The sequence below is a fragment of the Pseudoalteromonas aquimarina genome, assembly GCF_049257255.1.
Lineage (GTDB): Bacteria > Pseudomonadota > Gammaproteobacteria > Enterobacterales > Alteromonadaceae > Pseudoalteromonas.
Window position 1 is genome coordinate 262,898 of the sequence record NZ_JBMMUG010000004.1, and the last position, 25,439, is coordinate 288,336.

Annotated in this window: 23 protein-coding genes; 12 read left to right on the top strand and 11 right to left on the bottom strand. The window is 37.5% G+C overall.

The window, feature by feature from the left end; translation table 11 throughout:
- Positions 1-92: 92 nt before the first annotated feature.
- Both AAEU29_RS11940 and AAEU29_RS11945 read left to right on the top strand, forming a co-directional pair.
- On the top strand, positions 93-1,406 hold the full coding sequence (locus AAEU29_RS11940) for an NAD(P)/FAD-dependent oxidoreductase (RefSeq protein WP_421973555.1): 1,314 nt from the start codon (positions 93-95) through the stop codon (positions 1,404-1,406).
- A 114-nt stretch (positions 1,407-1,520) separates the two neighbouring features.
- Complete coding sequence (locus AAEU29_RS11945) at positions 1,521-1,772, top strand: DUF2999 family protein (protein WP_274759869.1); 252 nt, start codon at positions 1,521-1,523, stop codon at positions 1,770-1,772.
- 78 nt (positions 1,773-1,850) lie between these two features.
- Here the strand turns inward: AAEU29_RS11945 and AAEU29_RS11950 are convergent, their stop codons facing one another.
- Positions 1,851-3,947: a putative bifunctional diguanylate cyclase/phosphodiesterase gene (locus tag AAEU29_RS11950; protein ID WP_421973556.1), complete on the bottom strand. Its 2,097-nt coding sequence runs from the start codon at positions 3,945-3,947 to the stop codon at positions 1,851-1,853.
- 266 nt (positions 3,948-4,213) lie between these two features.
- Between AAEU29_RS11950 and AAEU29_RS11955 the strand changes: the two genes are divergently transcribed.
- Both AAEU29_RS11955 and AAEU29_RS11960 read left to right on the top strand, forming a co-directional pair.
- Entirely contained in the window at positions 4,214-5,131 is a 918-nt protein-coding gene (locus tag AAEU29_RS11955) for a helix-turn-helix domain-containing protein (protein ID WP_421973557.1), read from the top strand.
- 276 nt (positions 5,132-5,407) lie between these two features.
- A complete protein-coding gene (locus AAEU29_RS11960) occupies positions 5,408-5,842 on the top strand; it encodes a hypothetical protein (RefSeq protein WP_274759872.1) in 435 nt (144 codons plus the stop codon).
- Positions 5,843-5,853: 11 nt separating this feature from the next.
- On the opposite strand, the gene AAEU29_RS11965 is transcribed toward AAEU29_RS11960, so the two are convergent.
- Complete coding sequence (locus tag AAEU29_RS11965) at positions 5,854-6,441, bottom strand: lysophospholipid acyltransferase family protein (RefSeq protein WP_421973558.1); 588 nt, start codon at positions 6,439-6,441, stop codon at positions 5,854-5,856.
- A gap of 223 nt (positions 6,442-6,664) precedes the next feature.
- Between AAEU29_RS11965 and AAEU29_RS11970 the strand changes: the two genes are divergently transcribed.
- A complete protein-coding gene (locus tag AAEU29_RS11970) occupies positions 6,665-8,638 on the top strand; it encodes a CapA family protein (RefSeq protein ID WP_421973559.1) in 1,974 nt (657 codons plus the stop codon).
- 35 nt (positions 8,639-8,673) lie between these two features.
- Here the strand turns inward: AAEU29_RS11970 and AAEU29_RS11975 are convergent, their stop codons facing one another.
- The 3 genes from AAEU29_RS11975 to AAEU29_RS11985 all read right to left on the bottom strand — a co-directional run bounded on the left by AAEU29_RS11975 (position 8,674) and on the right by AAEU29_RS11985 (position 11,365).
- Positions 8,674-9,933, bottom strand: coding sequence for an outer membrane protein transport protein (locus AAEU29_RS11975; RefSeq protein ID WP_274759875.1), 1,260 nt, complete (start codon positions 9,931-9,933; stop codon positions 8,674-8,676).
- Positions 9,934-10,072: 139 nt separating this feature from the next.
- Positions 10,073-10,504 carry an inner membrane protein YiaA gene (yiaA, locus tag AAEU29_RS11980; RefSeq protein ID WP_421973560.1) on the bottom strand — a complete coding sequence of 144 codons (432 nt, stop codon included), beginning with the start codon at positions 10,502-10,504 and terminating at the stop codon, positions 10,073-10,075.
- 102 nt (positions 10,505-10,606) lie between these two features.
- Positions 10,607-11,365: a helix-turn-helix domain-containing protein gene (locus AAEU29_RS11985; RefSeq protein WP_421973561.1), complete on the bottom strand. Its 759-nt coding sequence runs from the start codon at positions 11,363-11,365 to the stop codon at positions 10,607-10,609.
- Between the two features lie 128 nt (positions 11,366-11,493).
- On the opposite strand from AAEU29_RS11985, the gene AAEU29_RS11990 reads away from it, so the two are divergent.
- Together AAEU29_RS11990 and AAEU29_RS11995 are read left to right on the top strand one after the other, a co-directional pair.
- Positions 11,494-11,835, top strand: coding sequence for a hypothetical protein (locus AAEU29_RS11990; protein ID WP_421973562.1), 342 nt, complete (start codon positions 11,494-11,496; stop codon positions 11,833-11,835).
- Positions 11,836-11,849: 14 nt separating this feature from the next.
- Positions 11,850-12,644, top strand: a complete 795-nt coding sequence (locus AAEU29_RS11995) for a DUF2145 domain-containing protein (RefSeq protein WP_421973563.1) — start codon at positions 11,850-11,852, stop codon at positions 12,642-12,644.
- A gap of 15 nt (positions 12,645-12,659) precedes the next feature.
- On the opposite strand, the gene AAEU29_RS12000 is transcribed toward AAEU29_RS11995, so the two are convergent.
- The 4 genes from AAEU29_RS12000 to AAEU29_RS12015 form a co-directional block, all read right to left on the bottom strand.
- Positions 12,660-13,622: an integrase repeat-containing protein gene (locus tag AAEU29_RS12000; protein WP_421973564.1), complete on the bottom strand. Its 963-nt coding sequence runs from the start codon at positions 13,620-13,622 to the stop codon at positions 12,660-12,662.
- A gap of 1 nt (position 13,623) precedes the next feature.
- On the bottom strand, positions 13,624-14,640 hold the full coding sequence (dgcA, locus tag AAEU29_RS12005) for an N-acetyl-D-Glu racemase DgcA (RefSeq protein WP_421973565.1): 1,017 nt from the start codon (positions 14,638-14,640) through the stop codon (positions 13,624-13,626).
- Complete coding sequence (gene dgcN / locus AAEU29_RS12010) at positions 14,640-15,632, bottom strand: N-acetyltransferase DgcN (RefSeq protein ID WP_421973566.1); 993 nt, start codon at positions 15,630-15,632, stop codon at positions 14,640-14,642. The genes dgcA and dgcN overlap by 1 nt, the downstream gene beginning before the upstream one ends.
- Before the next feature lie 120 nt (positions 15,633-15,752).
- On the bottom strand, positions 15,753-16,628 hold the full coding sequence (locus tag AAEU29_RS12015) for a LysR family transcriptional regulator (RefSeq protein ID WP_421973567.1): 876 nt from the start codon (positions 16,626-16,628) through the stop codon (positions 15,753-15,755).
- Positions 16,629-16,847: 219 nt separating this feature from the next.
- Between AAEU29_RS12015 and AAEU29_RS12020 the strand changes: the two genes are divergently transcribed.
- From AAEU29_RS12020 to AAEU29_RS12040, 5 genes are all read left to right on the top strand, one after another.
- Positions 16,848-19,667: a TonB-dependent receptor domain-containing protein gene (locus tag AAEU29_RS12020; RefSeq protein ID WP_421973568.1), complete on the top strand. Its 2,820-nt coding sequence runs from the start codon at positions 16,848-16,850 to the stop codon at positions 19,665-19,667.
- A gap of 72 nt (positions 19,668-19,739) precedes the next feature.
- On the top strand, positions 19,740-20,894 hold the full coding sequence (locus AAEU29_RS12025; RefSeq protein WP_421973569.1) for a M14 family metallopeptidase: 1,155 nt from the start codon (positions 19,740-19,742) through the stop codon (positions 20,892-20,894).
- Between the two features lie 8 nt (positions 20,895-20,902).
- The gene (locus tag AAEU29_RS12030) at positions 20,903-22,450 is read left to right on the top strand and encodes an N-acyl-D-amino-acid deacylase family protein (protein WP_421973570.1); all 1,548 of its coding nucleotides are present in this window, start codon (positions 20,903-20,905) and stop codon (positions 22,448-22,450) included.
- Between the two features lie 150 nt (positions 22,451-22,600).
- Positions 22,601-23,023, top strand: a complete 423-nt coding sequence (locus AAEU29_RS12035) for a hypothetical protein (RefSeq protein WP_421973571.1) — start codon at positions 22,601-22,603, stop codon at positions 23,021-23,023.
- Between the two features lie 157 nt (positions 23,024-23,180).
- Complete coding sequence (locus tag AAEU29_RS12040; RefSeq protein WP_421973572.1) at positions 23,181-24,035, top strand: hypothetical protein; 855 nt, start codon at positions 23,181-23,183, stop codon at positions 24,033-24,035.
- A gap of 369 nt (positions 24,036-24,404) precedes the next feature.
- Here AAEU29_RS12040 and AAEU29_RS12045 read toward each other — a convergent pair whose 3' ends face one another.
- Positions 24,405-24,851 carry a hypothetical protein gene (locus AAEU29_RS12045; protein WP_421973573.1) on the bottom strand — a complete coding sequence of 149 codons (447 nt, stop codon included), beginning with the start codon at positions 24,849-24,851 and terminating at the stop codon, positions 24,405-24,407.
- Between the two features lie 80 nt (positions 24,852-24,931).
- Positions 24,932-25,417, bottom strand: coding sequence for a hypothetical protein (locus tag AAEU29_RS12050; RefSeq protein WP_421973574.1), 486 nt, complete (start codon positions 25,415-25,417; stop codon positions 24,932-24,934).
- Positions 25,418-25,439 lie beyond the last annotated feature (22 nt).

Below are 25,439 nucleotides of genomic sequence, written 5' to 3' on the forward strand. Positions count from 1 at the left end.
ATAAACACACATTGTGTCAGGTTATAAAGACCTGAATGTTTTTAAAATTTTAATAGTGTTCAGCTCTTTATAACTTTTTAAAGGGCACAATTATGATTAACACACATCCTAATATCGTCATTATTGGCGGGGGCGCAGGTGGTCTTGAACTTGCAAGTAAATTAGGACATAAATTAGGAAAATCACGACGCGCAAATATCACACTTATTGATAAAAACCGCACGCATATATGGAAACCTTTGCTTCATGAAGTTGCAACGGGTTCACTCGACACCAGTTTAGATGGTGTTTCGTACTCTGCTCATGCAGCTAAGCATGGCTTTCAGTTTATTTGGGGTGAATTTATTGACCTCAATACCCAAGAGCAAACCCTCACTCTTAAAGCGCAAAGTGATGATAGCGGTAAACTGCTGTTGCCAGAACGCACACTTAATTACGATAAAGTCATCTTAGCGATTGGCAGTATAAGCAATGACTTTAATACGCCGGGCGTTGCTGAACATTGTTATTTTCTCGATTCACAAAAACAAGCAGAACGCTTTCAACATGCTTTGCTGAATAGTTTTACGAGAGTACATCAAAATGCCAGTGACGATACGCGTAATAATACGCTATCAATTGCGATTGTTGGTGGTGGTGCCACTGGGGTGGAGCTAAGCGCTGAACTTATTCATGTATCTGGTTTACTTAAGCATTATGGTTTGAGCGAATTTAAAAGTACCCAGTTAATTATTCATTTAATTGAAGCAGGCCCGACTATTTTACCTGCTTTACCAACAAGGATTAGTGATGCAGCAAGACGTGAATTACTCAATTTAGGCATACAAGTACGTGAAAATACGCGCATCAGTGAAGCCAATGAAAATGGTTTTGTGACCGCGGAAGGCGAAACGATCCTCGCAGATTTAATGCTATGGGCAGCAGGTGTAAAGGTTGCTGATTTTGTGAAAGGTATTGATGGGCTAGAGTTTAATCGTAGCAATCAAGTGTTAGTTGACCCGTATTTAAAAGCTAAAGGGGTAGAGCAGGTGTACGTTTTGGGTGATGCCAGTGCCTGTGAGCAAAATGATGGCAGTTTTGTCCCACCGCGCGCGCAGGCAGCGCATCAAATGGCCAGTAATTTAGCGTGTAATATTATTGCTGAACTGAATGGTAAAGCGCAAAAACCATTTAAATATAACGATCATGGCTCATTGGTTAACTTATCACGTTACAGTGCGGTGGGGAGCTTAATGGGCAATCTTACAAACAATACTATGTTTATTGAAGGAAAATTGGCGCGTTTAATGTACGTGTCGTTGTACCGTATGCATCAAAATGCCATTCATGGCCTGCTTAAAACATGTGCGTTATGGCTTTGTGAAAAGTTAATGCGCAGTGTTAGGCCAAAAATGAAACTACATTAAATTATTGATTATGGTAAATGCCGCTTGGCGTTTACCTTTTCTCACTTGATGATTAACAGCTCGCAATTCAGCTGATAAACTCTAAAAAATGATTAAGTTTTTCAAGGTAATCAAATGAATCCAATAATTGCACTTTTAAAAGAAAATAATATTAGTGATGAACGCATCAATGAAATTTTTCAGGTGCTTACCGAAAACCCAATGGCTGCAATGCTAACGATTAGTCAGCTGGGCTTACCGCAAGAGCAATTACAGCAAGTAATGGGGCAAGTAATGCTAAACCCAGCACTTATTAAAGAAGCGGTAGATGAGTTGGGGCTCGATTTTTCAAAAGTAGAAGATGCAAAAGAAAAAATGCAAAAATAATCTTACTTATGGATAACCAAAGAAAACCTACTTTTAGTAGGTTTTTTTGTATTTATTACCAGTTTCCAGCAGACACCTTTAATATTCATTTTTAGCGATTTTAAAAAACTCATTATGATGTTTGATATATTTTTGAGTTTCGCTAAATGACATGGCTTTTGCATAAAAGAAACCTTGAACAAAATCACACTTAAAACGCTTTAGAAAGTCAATTTGCTCAACATTTTCAACGCCTTCTGCAACAACGGTAGCACCTAAATTATGTGCTAGTTCGATGATGGTGTTGAGTAAAATAAAATCATTTTTTCGATTGTGCTCTAACTTATGGATAAAGCTGCGATCAATTTTGATGGTATCAAAACTGAGCTCTTTTAAATAATTTAATGAGGAGTAGCCGGTACCAAAATCATCAAGTGCGATTTTAAATTGCATTGACTTTAATACCTCTAGCTGGCGACGTACGTTAGTGAAGTTATCTATTAAACAACTTTCTGTGATCTCAATCTCAATTTTGCTAGCTGGAATTTGATGTGCTTCGGTAAGCGCAAATAACGCTTTAGGGAAGTCATAATCTGCTAACTCTTTAGCTGAAATATTAATTGCTAAGGTGTAATCACCGCTTGCCCTAAACCACTTCAACATACTTAAACTTTGATTGGCAAGGCAAAGGGAAAGCTGGCTTATTTGACCTGATTTTTCTGCGATAGGAATAAATTCAGCGGGTGATATAAATTGGCCATTTTGCTGCCAGCGGGCAAGAGACTCAAAGCCAATTAGTTGCCCTTTTTGCATGCATATCTTGGGTTGAAAATAGGGAGTAATCGCCTTATTTTTAATGGCATTTTGTAGTGATAATTCAATATTATTACTGCGCGCAAAAGCGTCACCAATTTCTGTTTCGAACAGGGTATAGCGATTTCCTTCACTCTTTTTAGCTTGATACATTGCAATATCGGCTTTTGACAGCAGCTCTTCGGCATTTTTGCCATGAAAAGGGTATTGGCATAAACCTCCACTTAGGCGCACCTGGTATTGCATGCCATCTATATAAACTGGCTGTGCTAATCGTTGATAGATAGTCTCAAGGACTTGTCTTATTTGGGTGATGTCTTTGCGTCGAGAAAAGATGATTAAAAACTCATCACCGCCCATGCGGCCTACCATATCGCTGTCGCAAGATAAATTTGATAGCAACGACAAAACTTCTTTAATTACCTTGTCACCAAAACCGTGTCCTTTTGAATCGTTGATAACTTTAAAGTCATCAATATCAAAATAGCCTAGCCAAAATCCATACTGACAATCGGCTGTATTAACCTCATGTATATGTTTTTCAAGTCTATCCATCAGTAACTTGCGGTTTGGTAAATTGGTCAAATCATCATAGTAAGCAAGTTTGGTAAGTTGCTGCTGATACTTTACTTTTTCATCACAGTCAGCAAAAACAGCTAGGAAATGTGGCGATTTCGTATCTTGTTGTTCAAGAGACGTAATGCGAACGTGTTTTGGGTAAATATGACCTTCTTTATGTTTATCCCAAATTTCGCCTTGCCAAGTGCCTGTTTGTTCGAGAGATTGCCATAATCGTTGATAAAAACCATGATCGTGAATACCTGATTTCATAAATCCAGCAGGCTTTTGATAGGCCTCATCAAAACTGTAGCCAGTTATTTTCTCAAATGCATGATTTACATAATAAATGCGATTATGCTCATCGGTGAGCATAATGGCATCACTAATTAAATCGAGCGCTTTATCAATAAACTGATTGGTGTAGTTATGGGCAATCGAAATATGCTCTGAGATTACAGCCAGAAATAATGATTGTTTTGCATGACTCAAACAAATAAGTTGAACTGAAATATCCTTTTGAACACCTTTTGCATCAAGCATGCGCCAACTAAACTTGCATTCGCCTTTATGTAACGCCTTAGTGATTAAATGTTGTGATTTATGCAATGATGATTTGCCGCAAGCCTGAGTTTTTGGTGATAGTTGATGAGGTGCAAGTGCTGTTACTTCTACTTCTGGGCTAAGTTGAAATAAAGTTTTAGCCGCGATATTTACATCAATAAAAGCGCTTCGTTCCATGATTATCATTGGTGTGCTTGAGCGATGAATAAGCTGCTGAAAATGAGATAATTTGGTTGAATCCGTTATTTGCTCGACCACCATTTGTAGCTTCCTTTATTATTATTTATCTAAGTCACTGTAGTAATGGTATTTTTTAGGTACAAGACGATACCCTTACGGATAACTCCGCTTAAACTGTATATGAGAGTTTTATCGTCTTTTATTTCAGTTGCAAAGTGTAAATCGTTGTAAACATCAAGGATTGCGCTTTTTGTATAAGCTTTGCAGTTGAAACTTGATCTAAGTCGCAAGTTTATAAAGGTAGAGCGCTAAAATATTGTTATTTACTCACTAATTTAGTGATTGGTTTGACTACACTCTCTTACACATTTAATTCAATTGACGAATATCGTCGTAATTTGCATCTCTACGGTATTGATGCATTGCAATTTTCATCAGGTCGATTGAAGGTGAATAATCACACCATCATGTTTAGCAACATGCTATTAACGCACCGCAAAATTAATCGTGAATTGATGCATTTCATCAATAGTATTGGCGAGCGTTTAGTTATTGTGGTGCCATGCAAAGATGAAAAGGCATTGGTCGATGGCGTAATTGTTGGAAAGTCACAATTATTCGTAAGAACCCCTTTTGAAACAGGTGTGACTAAATTTCCTGAAAACTTTTGTGCGCTTCATATTGAACTGGATCTAAATGCCCTTAAGCCATTTTTTACTGACCAACAAATTAAAACGCTGTGGCGAAACCTTGCTACAAATACAATCGAAAGTGTATTTACAAAGGACGCTGCTGAATTTAGTGAACTAGCATTAGATGTTTACCATTGTGCGGCAAAAGTGGACAGTGCTTTAGCTGTCACTGAATATAAAACGCTCGAAAATATTATGTTGGTTGCGCTTCACGATATGTTAAAAATATTTGCGTTTAAGCAAGTTAAACAAACAATAAATACCCGTAAAAATACCGTTTTTCGTGCACTTAAGTACTTAAAAGGGTTGCCAGGTAATTTAATCAGCGTAAATGACTTAGCAGAGCGAGCCTGTTGTTCAAAGCGGACGTTGGAATATGCTTTTAAAGAAACATTGAGTTGTTCGCCTAAGCAATATTTGAAAATAAGAAAACTACACCTTATTCGCGATGAGTTAAAAAACTCGCATAACAAAAGTGTAAAACAAGTATTAACGCAATTTGATGAAAAAAACCAAGCACGTTTCGCTAATGACTATTTGGTATTGTTTGATGAAATGCCCAAAATCCTTTAAATAACCTAACCAATTAACTTTGGATATTCTTTTATTTATAAGCCCCAAAGTGTTCTATCAACTTATAGCAACTATAATCAATTCATATTATTTGGAATATATGACTATGGTTCAGTTTGTTGGTGAATCATTTTAATTTCAGCAAATATTCGAATTTATTTACATCACACTAATAAAGAACCACACTTGAAGAAAAGTAAACTTTAACCTGAATCAAAACGTTTATTTAATAGGTAGATATGCTTGCTAATATATTAAGAAATATTGTTGATTATTATGAACAAGATCCCTTATTCAATATTTGCTGACCAAGATTTATTTGTTGCTCGAGCTGATGGAAGTATTTCATTTGATGATTTATATCAACATGTACTTATTCTGATGGGTGATAAAGAATTTAAATCGGGTATTAACGCTCTATATGATTTTTCAAAACTTACTGATTTCACTGGCGATCTGGCAAAGCTTGAGGCGTTAGCTGCTGGTATGTCTAGTGAGGATGTAATTGTAGAAAAGGCAAAAACAGCGATTCTATTACCTAATAAATTTGAACTTAATATTCATGGCGTTATGGAACAATATATGGCTATGACAGCAAGTTCACAAATTGATTATCGTATTTTCATGCTAGCTGAATTTGAACAAGCTGCAGATTTTTTAGGTTATGACTCACTGTTTTTAGAGGGGTTACTTAACTTCGCTTTTAAATAGTAAACAGCAATTTATCCGGATACCTCACTTGGATACTTTGCCATTTCTTTTGGAAAGCAGGCTTTAACGTTGGCAAGATCAGTTGCTAAGTCACCGCTTAATGTGATGGCATCCATTACGATAAATTCTTTCGTTCTAAAATCCAGAGCCATCGGCACAACAGGTACATTTGCTGCATAGGCAATATGCAAAAAACCTGTTTTCCATTCATCGGTTCTTTTTCGTGTACCTTCTGGGGCAATACCCAAAATTAACTTTTGCTCTTGGCGAAAAACGTCGGCAACTTGTGAAACTAGACCGTGTTTAGAGGACCGTTCTACAGCAATTCCACCCCAATTACGCAGCAGCACACCTAATGGCCAAAAGAAAATAGTGTGTTTACCAAGAAATTTAATTTCAATGCCTAATGCTAATTTAACTGCTATGGCAATCACAAAATCCCAATTAGAGGTGTGTGGTGCAACAGCGGCTACAAATTTGGGGTGATTTGGGAATGAACCTGATACACGCCAACCGAAAAGTGATAAAAAACGACGGCCAATAAAACGGCCAATTTTACTATTTGTGCGCGGGATCTCGGCAGGGATTTCTGTCTGCATTTCTATTTATTATTTGTACTTCAGCTTGTAACGATTTCATATTTAGAGTTTAAAGTCTAGTTATAGCCAAAACTAAGCCATAGCTAAAGGTTATGGGCGTCAAATATTCAATTACTGTTGCTAGAGAAAATTACGTGTTAGCGTGTTCATCTATATTCACAAATTAAATAAGAAAATGCTTAGAATATTACTCCTAATTTGTCTGTTTGTGCCATTCCTTACTATGGCAAAAAATCAAATTACGCTCTATGGAAAAGTGTTTAATGAGCATGCATCACCAATACATAACGCAAAAATAGTTGTTGGAGAAATCACAACATTTTCATCTAAATTAGGTGAGTTTAAAATCACAGTGCCAAAACAAGCTATTTACTCTCTTGATATTAGCGCAAAAGAATTCTACGAAATGCGTTTTAGTTATTCTTTATTTGAATTAAACGCATCAAATACTAAATCGGTTAAATTGGACGATTTCTTCTTGGTCGAAAAGAAAGCTGGTCGTGTTTTAATGGCGTTTGGCGGTGATGTAATGATGGGGCGACGATACGCAAAACCCTACTTCAATAACCCAGCGCTTATCAAAGAACAAACGGTCGAAGAAGATACCAAAGAGATTGTGCAGTATATGGCTCCATACCTGAAAAAAGCCGACTTTGCTGCAGTTAATTTAGAAACCCAAATTGCTGACAAAACACCAGTTCAAAGAGCACCTAAATCAGTTACTTTTTATTCACCACCAGAAACAGTAAATGCTTTAAAAATAGCGGGGGTTGACTATGTAACACTTGGAAATAATCACACATACGATTATTTGGATTCTGGGCTCAAATCTACTATTGAAACGTTAAAAAAATACAACTTGCCATATTCTGGAGCTGGGCAAAATGATCAAGAAGCTCTAAAAGCGCATCGTACTTTAATAAATGGAAATGCTTTTGGCATGCTTGGTTTTGTTGGATGGGAAGGTAGTGCTAATCCAAGTCAAACAGCTGATTCTCACAAAGGGGGAGCAGCGTATGGTTCGTTAAAAAATATTGTTGCTTCGGTTAAGCGTGAAGTAGCAGATAATAGAATAACCGTCGCTCAATATCATGGCAGTTTAGAGTATGAAGATGAACCGACAATGATGACTGAAACGCGTTTAAAAGCGGCTATTGACGCGGGTGCAGACTTAGCGATTGCCCATCACCCGCACGTTACACAAGGCTTTGAAGTATATAATGGTAAATTAATCGCCTATTCAATGGGTAACTTTATTTTTGATCAGTTTTTTTATGCGACGAATCATTCATTTTTGCTATATGTGTGGATGGATGGCGAAGAGTTTTATCGGGCGGAGGTTGTGCCTGTATATTTACAAGGCTATGTTCCAACACCTGCAACAGGTGAGCACCGAAGTCGAATATTGGCTCGATTAAATGACTTAACTAGCAAGCGTAATACTCATTTTTCACGAAATGCTGGGCATGGCGTTATTCTACCAAATAAGGTACAAGCAGATTTTGATCATGTGTCACTTTTTTCCAATGGTAAATACATTACTCCTTTGCCAAAGAATGCTTTCGAGGGACAAATTAGAAAGTTAACAAGTTCATCATCAAACAGATATCGATTAGGTGTTAATCTAATAAATAACAGTGATTTTGAGACTCACACAGCATTTTACTCGCACGATCGAGGATTTAACTTAGATCAAAGTGATTTTTATATCACTAATGAAAATGCCTTTAGTGGAGAATTTTCGCTAAAAAGAGATAGCAAAGATGCTAATTCCACTTTAGCAATGACTAATTTTACCCGAGTATACAGAGCCGGTAATCCGGCGAGTGTAAGCGCCATGATTAAAGGAAAAGGGAAGGTAAATATTTATTGGCAGGGGCGAAAAACTCGAGACAAAATGTTTGACGCGTTAAAAAATGGTAATAAACATTTAATCGAAAGTGTAGTCCTCACTGGAAACTGGCAAGAAATTGTCAGTGAGTTTAATACACCTCGTGTAGGGTATCGCAGTATTCGCATATTATTAGAGTTTGAATCAACAGACGAAATTTACATTGATGACTTGGCACTAATAGAGTGGCGCACACCATGGCTAAATTGGCTTCAACAAGCCAATTTCCACAATGGCGCGGGACAATCGACTTTTATAGGGTTTGAAACTCCACTTATTAGTAATGTTGAGTTGATGTTAGAGTAGCAATAAAAAAGAGGCTTAAGCCTCTTTTTTATTTATTAAAATGTATAACTGTATTGCATGGCGGCAAGGCTCGCATCACCATGAGATTCAAAGCCCCATGTTTGGCCGAAATCATCTTGTTCTTCAAAAGTAACTGATTCGCCATCAATAAAACTTACTGCAAAATCAATTTTATGCTGTTTGGTTGGTGAATAGCTTAGGCCTGCGCTATACCAAATTCGGTCGCTATCTGGGATCGAAATTGACTTATGCGCTGTATTTGTAGGTGTTGCATCATTTGCTATACCTGCACGGACTAAGAATGTAGGGGATAATTGGTAAGTTGCACCTATTGCAACACGGTAAGCATCACTAAAATCTTCCGTTTTACTAAATACTGCTTCTTCTTTACCCTCTACATAGGCAGCAAGTTCTTTAAAATCGCTCCAATCGGTCCATTGCACGCTGTAATGAATTGCAAATGTATTGGTTACAGCGTGGTACCCTGAAAATTCAGCAATATCAGGTAATGCTATGGCAAGTTCGCCAGGGACAATCGTACCTGCTAATCCACCTAATGCTGCTGGTAATTGATTAGAATAATCGCCTTTTAGATCTAAATCGACTTGCGAGCGATAACTTAGACCAAAGCGGTTTTCCGTGTTTACCTCGTAAAGAGCACCTACGTTCCAACCAAAAGAAACATCATCGCCACTCAAATTTGCTGCTTCAACGTTATTTGGTAAACCAAGTGGCGTTTGCCCTATATGGCGAATTAAATGCGCATCGGCATATACTAGGTTAAACCCAGCTCCTAGACTTAATGCATCAGTAAGTTTATATGCTGCGCTTATATTAAAGTTCACTGTGGTGAGTGCAGTTTCTCCTGCCAGTTGGCCTGCTGGGTAATTTTCATCAAACTCGGTGCTGAGCCCATAGTTTGAAAAGGCACCGCCTCCTAGCGTCATCTGTTCATTGATTGGCAAAACAAAGTAACCGGCAGGCACAATAGCAGAAGGTGCGATACTATTATCATTTAAAAGAGATGCATTAGTGCCATTTGGTGCACTTTCGCCTGTCACAGAAACATCAGGCGAAATATATGATACAACGCCGCTTACTTGAGCTCGTTCGATTTTTGTCATACCTGCTGGGTTACGTGCCACAATACTTGCATCATCAGCAATGGCAGCGTCACCTGCAAAGGCACGGCCAAGGCCAGAAGCACTATGTTCATTGAGTTGGAAGGCTCCGGCATATGCGTTGCTACAAATTACCGAGATAGAAATTGCAATAAGTGTTTTTTTATTAAGCACGGATAAAACTCTAATTGTGAAATTCACGCCAGTTTAGAGTAAAGCTTTGCCTATACCTGTAGTTTTTAGTGATTGATGTAACTGATGAGTTACATATGTTGAAAATAAAATAAGGGAAGATAACTTCCCTTTTTATTGATTATTCGATGATGTCTTGTGTGGGTAAATCAGTTTCATTTTTTTTAAACAGCAACATGTCTCTAATATTTTTCTGAACTGTGATGGCAGAAAATAGTGAGAGTGTATAAGCCATGGCAAAGAAGCCTTTCTCACTCAATAACATGTCGGCGTTATATAAGCCAATTGTTAGTAGCGCAATGGCAATGCTTAGCGATAGCCAACAGGTAACCGAATACGGTTTAGAAATTGGTAAAGCTTCTTGTTTGTCTCGCACTACTTTTTGTAACGACACTGCAGCAAACAAGCTATACAGTAAAATGATTAAATAATAGCCTTTTTCGTTAAGCTGCATATTGGCATTGAAAAGCCCAATTAAATAAGCGCCCATACCAATGATTAAACTTGCAAGAGCACTTAGTTTAAATGCGTTTGTTGGTTTCATGTTATCCATAATAGTAATCCTTGTTTTTCACTTGAGTGCCAACAAGTATTGCTAAATTACCAAATATGTAAACTTGATTGTTAAAAGTGGCCTATTTTTATCTATTTAGTATTAATATTTGCTTCTTTCCTGATTTTGAGTACGGCGAAACTGTTCAAATAACGATGGCTCCCACGGGCGCATCGCAAACAATATTCCCATGTGTTTTCTTTTTTCAAGGGATAAGCTGGAATCTTCTATGTTTAACTGTGCCGCTTCTTTTGTCAGCTGTTCTAATTTCTTTTTAATGTAATCAATAGATGTTTGCGAGTATCGACCGCGCAGATAAAAGCGCGATGCATCTTCATTATCAAATTTGTTTGCCATAAACTTGGTCATTACTTCGTTTTCCATAAAACGCTCTAAAGGCCCGTTTTTTTGCCAGCGGAAGTCTTGTGCAATTAGCGATTTATAATGATTGTTTGGTAATAACTGAATGATTTTAAGTTTGTCTAACTTTGCCATTAAGCGGATTGCTTCAAATTCGTCAATTTCATATTGCTCAATTATTTCATCAAATTGCCAACCATCACGAATACACACCGCGACAAGCAATAATTTAGGATCATCAACTAACTGTTGTTCTTGCTCTAAATTTAACTGTGATAGTTGAGATTGTTGTTTTTCGGTAAGAGAAAAGAGGTCAGTTAAACCAATATTAACCAGCTGGCAAATTTGTTCTAGTCGAGCTAGCGAGAAATTATGACTAGCAAACACACGCTTTACATTCGCTTCACTTAAATTAAGGTGCTTTGCTACATCACGGTAGGTCAGCTTATGCTGCTTTAATAATTGTTTAAGTGTGAGCGTAACACTCTTAATTTGGCTCATATTCATCCTTGGTATTATTTTGTGATACTTTAAGTCTTTAAAATTCATACTTCAATAGTTTTGGTTTACATAGATAATTCTTTCTCATAATTTGAAATCAGTTAAACGGAACCCGAAAGGATAAAAACATGAAGTTTATTAAACCATTAGTTATTAGTTCAGTGTTATTTACAACTATCTCATACCAAGCAAATGCAGCATCAGATAATTACAGTGTAGCGAGTAAGCATTCAGCGCTTGCAACTACCCACAGTGCAAAAGGCACTGCGCAGGTAGCAAGTGGCGTTGTTGCTGTGCCCTTGATTGCTGCAGGGAGTGTTGGCTTGGTGAGTTTGGCCGCTGGCGACAAGGTAATTCGAAGTGCAAAAGCTCTTGGCAAAACGGCAGATGAACCACTGGAAATTACTGAAGTTACCATTACGGTTGATCGCTCTCCAGCAGAGGCGATGAAAAAGAAGTGTAAAGATTAAAAGGACGTTAATGTATGAAATGGACGCATATACTTATCAGTTGCTTATTTATATCTAAGGCTGCCTTTGCTGGCAGCCAGCAACATAATAAACAGACGTTTCCAGCTGAAGATGTAAGTGCTTTTGCAAAACAAGTTGAGCATTATGCAGCTGGTAAAGGGGCTCGTGCTTTTATTATTGCAAGAATAGGTCAAGATAAAAAAAAGTTACCAAAAGGAGTTAATTTTACCCATTCAGCGTTAGCCATTTATTCTGAAATAGCGCTTGATAATGGCGAAACAGCAAAAGGGTATGCTATTTATAATCTTTATCAAAATGAAAAAGATAAAAACAAAAGCAGCTTAGTTACTGACTACCCTGTGGATTTTTTCTGGGGTGTGCCAGAGCTTACTGCAGGCATCATAATTCCAAATAGTGACTTGCAAACGCGTTTAATAGAAGCTGTTATCAATGGTGATAATGTAAAACTACATAATGAAAATTACTCATTGATATCAAATCCTTATACAACGAAATACCAAAATTGCAATGAACACTTATTAGATGTGATCAATTCAGCGATTTATCAAACTAGTGATAAGCAGCAATTAAAAGCCAGTACTAAAGCCTATTTTAAGCCACAGCAGATTAAAATAAGCCGTGCCAGATTAGCAATGGGTGATTTATTTATGGCAGGTATTTCGACTGATGATCATGGCAGTAAAGTGTATACCTCGACTTTTAGCAGTATTGCCCGTTATTTATCATTTTATGACCTGGCGAGTGACGCAGTAACAATGAGTTTTAATCAACAAGCACAGAAAATTTAAGTAAATATTATCAAACTAGTTAGCATTTGAAGTAAATAACGTAAGGTTCATAAATTGCTGGTTGGATTGGTAACTTGCACCAAGAAAATCTTGCCAGCCTTGCCATTCTTGATAAACCTCATTGGGAAGGATTGGCAGATTGTTAGCGATATAATGTCGTTTTGTTACATAGTCATTGATGCTTGAAAAGCGTTGAGCCTGTACCATTTCTTTTAATTTTGTAAAAGGTGGGAAAGGCTCTGTATCGTAATCCATTAAGCCAAGATAATCAGACCAACCATGCCAGTTATGTTTATACTTTTCTCGTGGTTTGCAAGGCAAGCGTTCATCACATTGTTTTGCTCTTTTTTGATAATCGGTAGCTGAGCAAAAGTTAAATTTTCTTGCTGCGCTTTTAGCATCATCGTAATTTGAATACAGTTTAGAATCTTCTCGTTTGGTACCTAAAAAAGCATACCAAGATGACCAAACACTAGCATAGAACTTAATGGGATTTGGTGGCAGCTTTTCATCTTTTTCTTTACGCTTTGCGAAGTATTCTAGTGAGCTTGTAATACCGAGTGCTTTTGCTGCATTTTGTGCTTCTTGATAGGTTTGGTAATATTCTTTTTCGTTAATACCAAGAAAATCGCCCCAACCTTGCCAGTGGCTCGCATAGAATTGTTCAGGAACTTTAGGCAACCGCTCATCAATTGATTTGCAAAACAGTTTATACGCTCTCGCGTTTTTAAAATTAGCTTTAGCTGCGATTGTTTGCGCGGTTTTATATTCTTGATAGAGTTTCAGTGTAGCTGGAGCCGTATTTAGAAAGTTATGCCAACCACACCAGTGTTTCCGATAATATGACTGTGGATTAGAATGCAATCGACTATCACATTGAAGGCGACGACAGCGATAATCAATTGCGCTGGAAAAATTAAAAGCTTGTGCAGCGCGCCTTGCTTCTTCGAATGTCGGGTAGAAGTTACGCTTGCTCATATCAAAGGGTCGCTATTTTTCCGGTTTGGTTTAAAGTTTGCCCCCAAATAAATGGAGTAGGTTGATGCATTTTTGTGCCGGTAAATTCAAAGCCAAATTCAATATCATCGCGTAACAATAAAGGCCCATCTAAGTCAACGAAATCAGCCTGTTGAGCAATTAAAAATGCTGGTGCCATGGCCAGTGAGCTTGCTACCATGCAGCCTGTCATAATTAAAAAACCTTGTCGTTTAGCTTCTTCTAGAAGTGCCAGCGCTTCACTTAATCCACCGGTTTTATCTAATTTAATATTGATAGCTTGATAACGTTTTTTTAGTTGCGCTAAGTCTTGCCGAGTATGGCATGACTCATCCGCACAAACTGGAATACATGGCTCAAAGTGTTCAAGCTCATTATCGCTATCTGCAGGTAATGGTTGTTCTATTAATGCAACGTTGAAATCTTTAAGCTGTTTAATAACATCCTTCAGTAAAGTAAACGTCCATGCTTCATTCGCATCAATGATAAACTTGCTGTCTGGAGCTGCGAGGTGAATGGCTTTCATTTTATCAATGACAGAATTGGCATCGAGCTTAACTTTAATCAGTGGCGCGTGCGCTAATCTCTTAGCTTCTATAGCCATCGCATCCTTAGTTCCTAGACTAATTGTTTGCGCCGTAGTTAGTGAACTTAAAGGGATATTTAATTTGCTGGCAATACTTTGATTATTTTTCTTTGCACGAAAATCCCAAAGTGCACAATCTAGTGCATTTTTCGCGGCGCCTGCAGCTAACTCATTAATTGCATGATGAATATCACTGATGTTAGCAAACGCATTACCAATTGAACTTATTTGTGCTTGAACAGTTTCCGTTGTCTCTTTATAACGAGCATATGGTACGGATTCTCCAATACCACAAACCTCATTATCTGTAATTGTGACAATAATGGTATCTGCATGGGTTTTTACGCCACGTGAAATCCGAAAAGGCTGTGCTAAAGGCCAAGAGTGTTTAGCCATTTTGATTGAAATTGTCATCACAAATTATCCACAATTGATTGCACGCCATGACGAAGAGGATCGACTACAGGCAAACCTAACTCATGACTTAAATTACGGCATATATCATTCGCTTCAGTTTCACTAACAGATGACGTATTAATGGTGATACCTGCTATTTTTACATTTGGGTTGGTAATGCTTGCAGCGGCTAAATTTAACTCAATGGTATGTTTTAATGTCGGTAATGGACGATTAGTAATGCCGCGCATTGTGGTACGTCCAAGTGCATGGCAAACCACGATAGCATCAGGCTGTGAACCATGTAATAAACCAAGGCTCACACCTGCAAATGCTGGGTGAGATAAAGAGCCTTGCCCTTCAATAATATCCCAGTGGTCTACTACATTGTCTGGCGAAAGGGTTTCTGCTGCGCCACTAATAAAATCAGCAACTACACAGTCAATAGCAAGTCCTTTTCCAGCTATTAATACACCACATTGACCCGTTGCTCTGAAGTCTACGTTCATACCGCTTTCGCGCATAGCACTCTCAAGAGCAAGCGAGGTATACATTTTTCCAACTGAGCAATCGGTGCCAACGGTTAATAAGCGTTTACCAGTACGTTTATAACCGGTACCCGTTGCAAACTTTTCAGAGGGATGACGAATATCAATCAATTTAACGTTATGCTTTTCACTATGTATCACGAGTTCATCAAAGTCAGTCAATTTATCGTGCAGACCACTAACAATGTCCATACCATTTTCAATTGCTTGAATAATAAATGGTAACCAGCTTTGGTCAATTTTACCGCCTGAATTAGCAAAGCCGAGAACAAAGGTTTTAGCGCCTTTTTCTGCTGCTTCAGATATGTTCATATCAGGTAAGTTTGCTGTTTCGCTACAACCAGGTAAGCGGTATTGGCCAACACAAAGTTCAGGTTTCCAAGTGGCAACACCCTTGGCCATTTTGATTGAGAGTGGATCGGTGGCATCACCAAGGAAAACTAAATAGGGAGCTTGTAACATAGGTGTCTCGTAATTCTTAATGTCGATATAACTACACTAAGTGAATGTTGAAACCTTGCCTATTTCAAAGCCTTTAAGGATCTATAACTAAAGGTTATAGGGTCAATATTTCAAACTGTTCTACACGTGCCCAGAGAGTATTTTGATAAAAGCTTTACAGTTAACCGAGAGGGGTTTATCGCTAAGGTGGAGCGCTTGTACATCAAATGTGAGGCTTGGTTTGAAGCCTGCGTATAGTGTGTCGTCACTTAAATTACCGCGGGCTGTAAATTCATCTACTACGCACACGCCGACATTTTGAGACACAAGTCTTGATGCAATAAAATAGGTTTGCACTTGAATCGAACTCGAAACACTGACTTCATTTTCTGATAACCGATTCCATAGCAAATCACCAAGAGGGCCACTGTCCCAAATACCTATAAGCTCATGATGTTCCAATTCCGAAGTTTCAATTAGAGTGTTGCCATTTTGAAAAACATGTTTCGGTGCGACTAATACCATCTCGCTTTTACAAAGCGGAATGGCGGAAATATTCGCAATAGGGGGCGGTGAGAACATAATGGCTAAATCCAGTTTATGTTCCAGTAAAGCTTGTTGCACATCTTCATTGTGAAGGGTCTGCAAATTAATATGCACCCCAGGGTAATGTTTTTTAAATTCACTGATCACTTGTGGAATAAGATCAAAGCCAAGGGCAGGTGTGAACCCGATATTCAAATGGCCAGAAGTGCTCTTTTTAATATTTTCCGCGGTATTTCTTACCCCACGTATTTGTTTGTAGACTTTATCTACCTCACTAAATAATGATTCTGCTTGTGATGTGGGAATTAGTCTCCCTTTTACTCGCTCAAAAAGAGCAAAGCCAAGTTGTTGTTCAGCATGTGCAAGTACTTTACTAACCGAAGGTTGAGACACATGAAGAAAATTTGCAGCGTTAGTAATAGAACCAGTTGTATAAATGGCATGAAATACTTCGATATGTCTTAGTCTCATAAATTACGCCTTGCAATTCAATTTAAAGCTTTTGGCTCATATTAAGTAAATAACAGTATATTGAATACTAACATGATTTGAGCAAAGTATAACTTTAGGTTATGGGCTGATAAAAAACTATAAATTGTTATTTTTGTGACCATCTGTAACGTTTATAAACAGAATCGAACAGTTAACCTGTTTGTTGTACCGTCACTATAAAAATAAATGGTAATCATTATGAACAACAAGGGAAAACATGCTTTTCAGCTAAGTACAATGGCATTCGCAGTACTTACCAGTCTGACAGTAAATGCTGAAGAGCAAACAAAGAATGACAAAGATATTGAGCGCGTAGAAGTGCTTGGTTCAAATATTAAACGTGCACAAGTTGCTGATACTTTACCGATTACTGTTATGAACAGTGACGATATTGCAGCAACAGGAGCAGCCACCGGTGAAGAGTTATTACGCTCAATTCCACAAATCGGTGAAATGGCATTCAATAACGAGCGTGCAATTGGTGGTGTAAATGATGCTCGAGGTGATGTTTCTTCAATAAATTTACGCGGCCTCGGCACTGGCAACACACTAACTTTGTTAAATGGTCGCCGTTTAGTATTACACCCTGGTACACAGACTGAAAATTTTGTCCCAGTATCTACGGTAAATGCAAATACATTGCCAGTCAGTGGTTTAAAACGGGTAGAAGTATTGCGCGACGGAGCCGCAGCTATTTACGGCTCTGATGCAGTCGCTGGCGTTGTTAATTATGTATTAAAAGATGATTATGAAGGTTCACGTATAAGTGTGAATCATGGAAGTTCTGAAGGTACAGCCCTCAGTCAAACAAGTTTGTCAGGGGCAACTGGGCTTGCTTTTAATGAAGACAAAACACATCTAACGTTGAGTTTAAGCCTTTATGATCGCAAAGGTATGCCCGCATCTGATAGAGACTATTCTGCATCACAGGATCGAAGCGAATACAGTACCTTACCAGAAGAATACATTGGTGATACCCAGTTAGATAACCGTTCTACATCAACTCCATGGGGCGAGTTTTCAACTAGTTCATTAAAGACATTCCATATTCAGCCAAATACAATGTCAGGTTGTGTCGTTGAATTGGGCGATGGTTTGTGTGCCGACAAAGGCAGTTTGTCTCGCGATATGCGTTATGATAGCGCAAATGAGCAAAGCATGACGTCAGATGTGCAACGCGCAAACTTTTATGGTTATTTAAATCATGAGTTGGACGACGATTTAACGCTTTTTAGTGAAGCGATTTATTATCAGGCTGAAACAAAACGCCTGCGTGAGCAATCTGGCAACTTAACTGCTCAACGTTTTACTATTAGTCCTGATGCTTATTACAACCCATTCGGAGAAACGGTTACGGTTCGTCGTTATCGTCCTGTTGATAGTGGTCAAAGAAATATTCAAGTAAAAGATACGAGTTTTAGGCTACTAACTGGACTATCAGGTTATTATCAAGATTGGGATTGGGAAAGTGCTGTGCTTTATAGCGAAGCAAAAACCCACGATAAGGCGCGAAACCGTGTGGATGCCAATGCATTTTTTGCAGCGGTTAATAGTACTGAAGCAGCTACAGCCTACAATATTTTCAATGGCGGCGATCCTAGCAATTTAAATTCCGGCGATGCAACAGCAAACTCCCAGTCAGTCATTGATCAATTTAGCGTAACGATTGATCGTGAAAGTAAAACCTCACTAGCCTTAGCAGACTTTAAAGTTTCGAATGCAGCATTGTTTGATCTCCTTGATGGTGAAGTAGGTATGGCAAGTGGTGCTGAATTCCGTCGTGAAACCTATGCTGATAATCGAGATCCTCTCCTTAACGGTAGCCAACCATTTATTGATACAAATACAGGTAATGTTCTTTCTGGCAGCAGTGTGCTGGGCTCAAGTGAAACACCTAATTCGGATGGCTCTCGAAATGTATTCTCTGCTTATGTTGAATTAGTTGCGCCGCTATTTTCCGACCGAATGTTTGCTAAGAGTTTGGAGATTCAACTAGCTGCTCGTTATGAAAACTTTTCGGATGTTGGCTCTGTAACTAAACCTAAAGTTGCTTTAAGTTGGATGCCAAGCGATTGGTTACAAGTACGCGCAGCTTATGCTGAAGGCTTTAGGGCACCAAACTTACCTCAAGTTGTAGAGCAAGGTATCTCACGATCGAATACACGTTATGACCCAGTGACTGATAGTTCTTATGGAATCACAGAAATTCGTGGGGGTAACAAAAACCTTAAGCCTGAAGATGATACAAACACATCGTTTGGTCTAGTTTTGATGCCATTCAACGACTTAACAATTACTGCTGATTGGTGGCAAATTGAACAAGAAGGAGTGGTGGGTATTCTGAACAGTCAAACTCACTTAATGTATGACTCATTACTTCGCTCACAAGGTAGTTCAAACCCAGATGTGATACGTGGTGAAGACAATGAAGTTATTCATGTGAATAACCAATATAACAACTTAAACCCTCGCGAAATAGAGGGTGTCGATTTTAGTGTTTTTTACGATTTAAAAACAGAGTTCGGCAACTTTGATTTTAAATTAAACGCAGCACGATTAATTCGATTTGAGCAAGAGCCAGATGAAATAACTGCAGAAGTTATTGCTGCGCAAGAGGCTGGAAACCCTGCAGTGCCAGAGTCTATAGTGATCACAGGGGCAGGTGATTTGATGAAACAAAATGGACGTCCAGAGTGGCGAGCCTATGCCTCACTTCGTTTTAAACGCGATCAGTGGTCATTAGGTTCAACGGCAAATTATGTGAGCGACTTTTACGATACAAGCACCACCACATCTGAAGGTGAACCATTACCAATTGATAGTTTTACAACCATCAATGCCTATGCCGATTATAGATTTGAACAATCAGGTTGGTTATCGGATACCCGTATTCGCCTGGGAGTACGCAATATCAATGATAAAAAACCACCTATTGCAGATGAAAGCTTTGGTTATTTTTCAAGCGTTCATTCTAATCGTGGCCGGTATTATTATTTAGATTTTAGTAAGTCATTCTAACTTTAAATATGTGATGTAAGCAGTAAGCGGCACCTAACACTTGCCGCTTTTTTCTCATTATTAAGGCAAATTATGTTATTCAAAAATACAATGCTCGCATTTTTATTGCTCTCAGCATCATCTATTTTAAATGCTCAGGTGAGTTTAGATGGTAAAGCAAATTGTCAAAGTGAAAGTATTTTTCTTTCTACTAACTTCGACACAGCCCGAGTAAATCATTGTGTGATAAAGCAAGATGATATTTCCATAAAAATAAAGCCAGAGAATAAACCTATTAATGATAGTCCTTGGTATGCATTTAAGTTACAGGCTAATTCTGAAAAACAAGTTTCTGTCAGAATTAAATATTATGGCGGTAAGCATCGTTATAATCCAAAGATCAGTAAAGATGGTGTTAATTGGCAGGCTGTGCCATTTAAACTTAAAAAAGGCGATTTAACTTTTAAACTAACCCTGACTGACACTCCAGTATATGTTGCTGGTCAGGAGATTATCTCAAACCTTGCATACAATAATTGGCTCGATATGCAAGTGAAAGAACATCAGGTAGAGCCAATATTACTTGGCAATTCTGTTCAAGGGCGCCCTATCTCTGCCATGTTAAGTAAAGCTCAAAGTAATAAATATATTTTAGTGATTGGCAGACAACACCCTCCCGAGGTAACAGGGGCTCTGGCTTATTTTCCATTTAGTGAATCCTTATTAAAAAATAAAGCTTTAAGAGCGTCTTATAATATTTTATTTGTGCCAAATATTAACCCTGATGGTGTTGCATTAGGTCACTGGCGTCATAACGTTAATGGAGTGGACTTAAACCGTGACTGGAAACAATTTAAACAACCTGAAACAGCCTCAATAAAAAACTATTTAGACAATATTGTAAATGCAGGTGGTAAAATTGTTTATGGAATTGATTTCCATTCAACCCATCATGATGTGTTTTATTCGATGCCGCAGGGAATGGGCTTAATACCTGACGATACAACAGTGAATTGGCTTGCACGCTTGGCAAAAGCAGAACCAAATTTTCAAGTAATTGAAAAGCCAGGGCATAACCCAAATCGTGGCGTATTTAAACAATGGTTATCAGATACTTATGGCGTCCATGCAATTACTTACGAAATGGGTGATAACACCGACAGAAAGATAATTAAGCAAGTTGCCATATCTGCAGCAGGCACATTTGCAGAAACATTACTGAGTTATCAGCAAACTCAATCTCAATAAGGGATGTTATGAAGTACATTATTTTAGCCTTAAGTCTTGTCACAATCAGTGTGAATGCAGGAGATAATATTGACTTTGTTGTCAGTAGTGAACGCGTTTTCAACAGCGATAAGCAAAAATTTGAAGCATTGGATGTAGCTGTGTGCGGCAAAAAAATATGTGCAATAGCAGGGCGTGGTTCACTTAAAGCTAATGCTAAGAAATATTTAGATTATGGCACTAAAGTAATTAGCCCTGGTTTTATTGATCCACATACCCACAGTCTGTCTGAACTAAGCAAGTATTCAACAAAAGCAAATTTAAATTACCTTACTCAAGGTGTCACCACCGTGATTAATGGCAATGATGGAAAAAGCCCTGAGTCAATTGCAAAAACAGCTAAACAGTTGTTAGAGCAAGGAATTGGCACAAATGTGGCATTTTTTATTGGTCACAATACGGTGCGAAATGCTGTCATGGGCCAAGCCGACCGAAAGGCAACACTCTCTGAACTGAAAAAAATGAAGATGCTGGTCGAGCAAAATATGCAAGCTGGTGCATTAGGGCTTTCTACCGGTTTGTATTATTTACCGGGAACGTTTGCAAGCACTGAAGAAGTAGTTGAGTTGGCAAAAATAGCTGCTGAATACCAAGGTATTTATGAAACTCACTTACGTGATGAAAGTACTTTTAATATTGGTTTTCTGAATGCAATAAAAGAGGCCATAGCAATTGCCGAACAAGCAAAAATGCCACTGCACTTAGGGCATATTAAGGCGTTAGGGGTTGATGTGTGGGGTCAATCAACAAAGGCTATCGAACTTGTGCAAGCTGCACAAAAGCGTGGTGTAAAAATTACGGCCGATCAATATCCTTGGCTTGCGTCTGGCACCTCCATTAGTGGTGCTGTGGTACCTAGTTGGGTTCGAGAAGGCGGGAAAAAAGCCACAATTGAACGATTAAATGATAAAACGCTCTATCAAAAAATCCACGCTGAAATTACAGAAAACATTCGCCGCCGAGGCGGGGCTGAACGATTACTTATTACAGTAACAGAGCAGCCTAATATCTCAGGTCAGACACTCGCTGAAGTTGCAAAATCTCATTCGAAAAGCCCAGCTGATACAGTGATAGAATTAGCAAAAGGGCCTGTTGTTAAAGTTGCATCCTTTAATATGTTAGAGCAAGACGTGAAAAACTTTATGGTTAAGCCTTGGGTTGTTACTTCATCAGATGGGAGTAATGGTCATCCACGTAAATATGCCAGTTTTCCTAAAAAACTTAAAACCTATGTTCTTGAACAGCAGCTGATGACTTTAGAAACATTTCTATTTCAAAGTACTACTGCAACTGCTAACGCATTAAATATTGACGATAGAGGTGCTATCAGACTTGGCTTAAATGCTGATTTAATTATCTTTGAGCCTACTTCTGTCAAGGTAAATGCAAGCTTTAAACAATGGAATATATTATCAACTGGCTTCAATGACGTGTTTATAAATGGTCAATATGTGGTTCAAGACGGTAATTATAATGGTGTGTTAGCAGGTGAATTTGTTAAACCACATACTCTTTAAGTAAAGCACCTCAAAAACTTTTCCGTGACTTGTTTAATTAAATCTTTAAGTCACGGAATGCTTATTAAACTAAATACAGGGTATCGTATTTGTATCATTCGATTTTAAGCATATATAGTTAATTGTATAACCCGTTAACTAATTTTGTTTATGAGTGCTTACGAATTTAAATTTAAAATACTACCGGAAAAAAACATAGTTGTTACTCAGTCAAGTGGCGCTTTAACTTTACCGAGTTATTTAAATGAATTTAAACGAATTAGCCTTCAACCAACATTCAAACGCAATATTAATTACCTACATGATTTACGCTGTGTTGATAGCATTGAAGGTTCATTGTCTGATCATGAAGAGTTTGCAAAATTTGCTGTTTCGATTTCATCAAGTAAGTCCACAAATGTGGTGTTTATCATTAACGATCATGCTATAAAAATTAAGCAATTTATCGAAGGTTATGTGCTGATGGCTTCGCGCTCAAACCGGCATTATTGGATTTATCCTGAGAGTCAAATTGATCAAGCATTAGATAAAGTTGATTTAATAGCGATGCCGCAATTTGAAAATGCTATTTAGCAAGGTATTTAAAGACTTTTAGCTGGACGCTCACTATATTGTTGGCATTGGGTTTTGCAAAAACTCTTAAACTGTAATCGGGGTTTACAGTAAATATAAAACTACCTCTAATCTAAATATGTTAGACTCTAGTTTTGTATATAATATGCAACACCTAGTGAGAATCTTATTTTACTGCATTTTGTTCTTATTTTTCGTTTGTTATGTTTGGATTAAAACAGATCTCATTCAAAAAGTAAGAAATTTATTAGAACCTACAGAAATCTATTTTACAGCTAGTGAATGGTATGAAAACGAAAGCGATGAGCTGATTATAATTCAATTAAGATCATCCAATACTTTCTTTTCTGTACCAAGGAATAGATTGATTAATGTGTCTCATACTTATCAACCATGGGCAGAGGAGGTATGGGATTCTTTCGCATATCATGTATTCTGGCCAAAATTTGAAGGTAGAAACAAAAAAAATATTTCTGAGTTTAAAAATAATTACTCGGATAAAATAATTCACGTTAATGTATCTGATTACAGCGCTGAGTCTAATATTAAAGATTATTCGCATCCTATTCATAATAGTTTTGCTTATGCAAAAAAAATTTTGACAACGGAACAACCAATTAAATATCTACAAAGATATGTTTTAGCAACAGGTACAAATCCAAATAGAGTAAATTACTTCTATCAAGTAGATATTCATTACAAATTAGCGCCTAGCGGTTTACCTTTGCAAATAGAATGCAAAAAAGCATTATCAAACAAAATAAAAAGAACAGAGTGTATTATTGAGTTTGTTTTGCCTAGCAAAGCGTGGCCAAAAGAAAGCTATGGTGGTAATAATATGCAAAATGAATGTCATCGCGGAATTGGTATCAAAATTTACTTTCATGAGAATTTATTGCATGAATGGGAAACCATTTTTGATAGAGTTTTAAATGATATGCTCGAACAGATTGTTTTATCTAAAATAGAATATACACATCAAAAGAAGACTTTGAACTTTGGTTGTTGGTAAACAATCAAATTTAGTGTTATTTACTATTCATCTGTTTTTTATAAGATTATTAAAATATTGTAATCTACTTAATTATATTTTGCTTACAGCATTAAGTTGTTTATAAATATAAAAGACCAAAGCTGCGTTTGGAATGCCTAAAGCCAAAATTAGTTTAATTAAAAGGGCTAGTTGGGGCACCTGAGCATACATAAAACCAATTACAAAAAATGAAATTGCTACTGTAAAAAAAGTGAGTATCACTGAAAGTCGTAAATTAAACTGTTCATCTTGTGCTTTCAGTATTTGCAATACATTAGACATTGTTATCCTTAACATTATTTAGATTATCCACAGCAAACTACTGTAGTAACTATAAAATATCAATAATTAAACTGCTGGAATCGTAGGTTTTTTATCAATCAAACTAATCATCCAGTACACTAGTAATACACCCGCGGCTGTGATTAAAACACCAATAGCATCAACCATCCCATAGTAAGTTGTAATGCTTGAATTATTCCCTAACGTTACTGCGTTAAAAGTCATAAGTAACACCATCAGCAGTGAGGGAAGTTGTATGACTAGCGCGCTTGTGAAATTAAAAGGATATTTTTTGCAAAGCGTTTTATATCCGATTAAAAAGCCAAAGCATAAGATTAATTTAATAAAGGTATCGTGCACACCTAACCAGATATACTCAGCACTGTTAGCACCTATATTTGGCTGAGAATTTAAAAAATCATTGATAGGGCTGTAATTCGCCGAAAAAGAAAAGATAATTTGCAGTGTTAACCATAGCAATACACCACAAATAATCGCAGGTAAGTACTTCATGTGCATCTCCATTGCATTTCTTGAATTGGTTTAAAGTAACCACACTAAACCATTATTTATAAAATATAAACGTTACTTATTTAAAAACTGGCGAGTAACCCCAGCATACAAGCTAGCAAGTTATGTAATGTATGAATACACGCTGTTATGCAAAAAGCTAATCTTTTAGAATGCGTTTCCCAAGTTAAAAAAGCAACTGTAAAAACAACAAACGGGAAAAAAGTAAATATCCCCCAAACTGGCATTGAAAGTGAATGTAAGCAAGACCAAACTAAAGCATTGATAAATACAATTGTCCAAAAATTATTTGTGAAGCGTTTGATAATTTTGAGAATTGGAAACATTAACAGTGTTTCAGCGAGTGGGGCAAATACCACAAATCCAAAAAAGTCGATTAATCGCCACGCTTCATCGGATTCGTCTGTATCGTAGTATGAACTGAAATCAAATAGTTGGGTAACAATTAATGCAACGCTTAATGCACTAATAAAGGAAATTAAAGCAGCTTTTATAATATACACGGCTTTACTTCCATTTGATTTAGTTAAGAAAATACATAAATCCATATCAGTATTACATGTTATTTGG

What these genes read in the sequence shown, in the direction of transcription:
- AAEU29_RS12030 (WP_421973570.1), top strand. Translation starts at nt 20,903, where the DNA reads ATGAAGTACATTATTTTAGCCTTAAGTCTTGTCACAATCAGTGTGAAT.
- AAEU29_RS11945 (WP_274759869.1), top strand. Translation starts at nt 1,521, where the DNA reads ATGAATCCAATAATTGCACTTTTAAAAGAAAATAATATTAGTGATGAA.
- AAEU29_RS11985 (WP_421973561.1), bottom strand. Translation starts at nt 11,365, where the DNA reads ATGAGCCAAATTAAGAGTGTTACGCTCACACTTAAACAATTATTAAAG.
- AAEU29_RS12015 (WP_421973567.1), bottom strand. Translation starts at nt 16,628, where the DNA reads ATGAGACTAAGACATATCGAAGTATTTCATGCCATTTATACAACTGGT.
- AAEU29_RS11940 (WP_421973555.1), top strand. Translation starts at nt 93, where the DNA reads ATGATTAACACACATCCTAATATCGTCATTATTGGCGGGGGCGCAGGT.
- AAEU29_RS12000 (WP_421973564.1), bottom strand. Translation starts at nt 13,622, where the DNA reads ATGAGCAAGCGTAACTTCTACCCGACATTCGAAGAAGCAAGGCGCGCT.
- AAEU29_RS12045 (WP_421973573.1), bottom strand. Translation starts at nt 24,851, where the DNA reads ATGAAGTACTTACCTGCGATTATTTGTGGTGTATTGCTATGGTTAACA.
- AAEU29_RS12025 (WP_421973569.1), top strand. Translation starts at nt 19,740, where the DNA reads ATGTTATTCAAAAATACAATGCTCGCATTTTTATTGCTCTCAGCATCA.
- AAEU29_RS11970 (WP_421973559.1), top strand. Translation starts at nt 6,665, where the DNA reads ATGGCAAAAAATCAAATTACGCTCTATGGAAAAGTGTTTAATGAGCAT.
- AAEU29_RS12050 (WP_421973574.1), bottom strand. Translation starts at nt 25,417, where the DNA reads ATGGATTTATGTATTTTCTTAACTAAATCAAATGGAAGTAAAGCCGTG.
- AAEU29_RS12035 (WP_421973571.1), top strand. Translation starts at nt 22,601, where the DNA reads ATGAGTGCTTACGAATTTAAATTTAAAATACTACCGGAAAAAAACATA.
- AAEU29_RS12020 (WP_421973568.1), top strand. Translation starts at nt 16,848, where the DNA reads ATGAACAACAAGGGAAAACATGCTTTTCAGCTAAGTACAATGGCATTC.
- dgcA (WP_421973565.1), bottom strand. Translation starts at nt 14,640, where the DNA reads ATGACAATTTCAATCAAAATGGCTAAACACTCTTGGCCTTTAGCACAG.
- AAEU29_RS11960 (WP_274759872.1), top strand. Translation starts at nt 5,408, where the DNA reads ATGAACAAGATCCCTTATTCAATATTTGCTGACCAAGATTTATTTGTT.
- AAEU29_RS11990 (WP_421973562.1), top strand. Translation starts at nt 11,494, where the DNA reads ATGAAGTTTATTAAACCATTAGTTATTAGTTCAGTGTTATTTACAACT.
- yiaA (WP_421973560.1), bottom strand. Translation starts at nt 10,504, where the DNA reads ATGGATAACATGAAACCAACAAACGCATTTAAACTAAGTGCTCTTGCA.
- AAEU29_RS11950 (WP_421973556.1), bottom strand. Translation starts at nt 3,947, where the DNA reads ATGGTGGTCGAGCAAATAACGGATTCAACCAAATTATCTCATTTTCAG.
- AAEU29_RS11965 (WP_421973558.1), bottom strand. Translation starts at nt 6,441, where the DNA reads ATGCAGACAGAAATCCCTGCCGAGATCCCGCGCACAAATAGTAAAATT.
- dgcN (WP_421973566.1), bottom strand. Translation starts at nt 15,632, where the DNA reads ATGTTACAAGCTCCCTATTTAGTTTTCCTTGGTGATGCCACCGATCCA.
- AAEU29_RS11995 (WP_421973563.1), top strand. Translation starts at nt 11,850, where the DNA reads ATGAAATGGACGCATATACTTATCAGTTGCTTATTTATATCTAAGGCT.